The organism is Microcoleus sp. B4-C2 (genome assembly GCF_036705265.1).
Lineage (GTDB): Bacteria > Cyanobacteriota > Cyanobacteriia > Cyanobacteriales > Microcoleaceae > Microcoleus.
Genome location: NZ_JAUBUB010000209.1, coordinates 1 through 1,387, shown reverse-complemented (window position 1 = coordinate 1,387; position 1,387 = coordinate 1). Strand labels below are relative to the sequence as shown.

At 52.7% G+C, this 1,387-nt stretch carries 1 protein-coding gene; it reads left to right on the top strand.

The genetic code is table 11. The features are described from left to right. Window positions 1–1,387: calcium-binding protein (locus QUB20_RS28440; protein ID WP_333291846.1), on the top strand; the 1,387-nt coding region annotated here is incomplete at both ends.

Here is a 1,387-nt window from a genome sequence, read left to right as displayed (position 1 = left end):
ACCAACACCCGCCCCAGAACCAACACCACCAACACCCACACCCGCCCCAGAACCAACCCCCATATTCAACCCAGTAGCCGAACCCGATACCAGTTGCGGTTGCGACCCCCTGCCCCAGCCCCCTCTCATCACATTTATCCAACCCCAGCCTTCGCCAATACTTAACTTCGACTCAAACGCCGCCCAACTCATCGACATCCAAAACACCAGCATCGGGACAGAGGGAAACGATTCCTTAACAGGGAACGAAACTAACGAACTGTTTCTCTCATTTGAGGGCGACGACACAGTGTTAGGTGAAGGCGGCAGCGATATCATATACGGCGAACAACAGCGAGACTTCATCGCAGCAGGACTCGGCAACGACATCGTTTACGCCGGCAAAGACAACGATGTAGTATTTGGCGGCAAACAAGACGATCGCATTTTTGGTGATCGCGGTGCCGACACATTGTACGGCGATCGCGGTGGCGACACCATAGTCGGCGACAACGGCAACAACATCGACTTAACCGACAACGACAGCGACCTAATTTTCGGCGGTGATTCAGGCGACGCCATAGCAGGCACTCAAGGCAATGACACCATTTACTCCGGCAAAGGCCCTGACATCGCCTATGGTGGCATCGACAACGACCTGATTTGGGGTGACAAAGGGCCCGATACCCTTTGGGGCGACAAGGGAGACGACTCTCTGTTTGGTGGCGTCCTCAACTCCCTAGACAGTGACCCAGACGGCTTCGATTTGCTGACAGGAGGCGAGGGCAACGACTTACTTCACGGCCAAGAACAAGACGACACCTTGCGAGGTGGCAACGGACGGGATTTGCTGTTTGGAGGCAAAGGGGACGATCGTATTTTTGGCGAAACTGACTCGGATACTCTCTACGGCAATCAAGGTTCCGACACCATCATCGGCGACTACGGCACTCAACTTGGCAGTAGTGTTGCGACATCTGAAGGTGATTTAATTTTCGGTAACGACACCGGCGATCTCATCGGCGGCGGCAGCGGTAACGATAGCATTTTTGCCGGCAAAGGTAATGACTTAGTTTATGGTGGCAAAGATAATGACCTGATTTGGGGCGAACTCGGTGCCGATACCATTGTCGGGGATCAGGGGGATGATTCGCTTTACGGTGGTTTGCAAAACCAGTTAGTGTCCGATGTGGATGGCCGCGACTTGCTATTTGGGGGAGATGGAAATGATTTTCTCAATGGTGGTGAGAGTTCCGATTCTCTGAGTGGGGGTTTTGGTAACGATACGCTTCGTGGAGGTAAGGATGATGATGTTGTACAGGGAGATGCGGGGGATGATTTGATTTACGGGGATGATGGCAACGATATTTTGTGCGGCGATGAAGGTAATGATACTATTTTTGGCGAT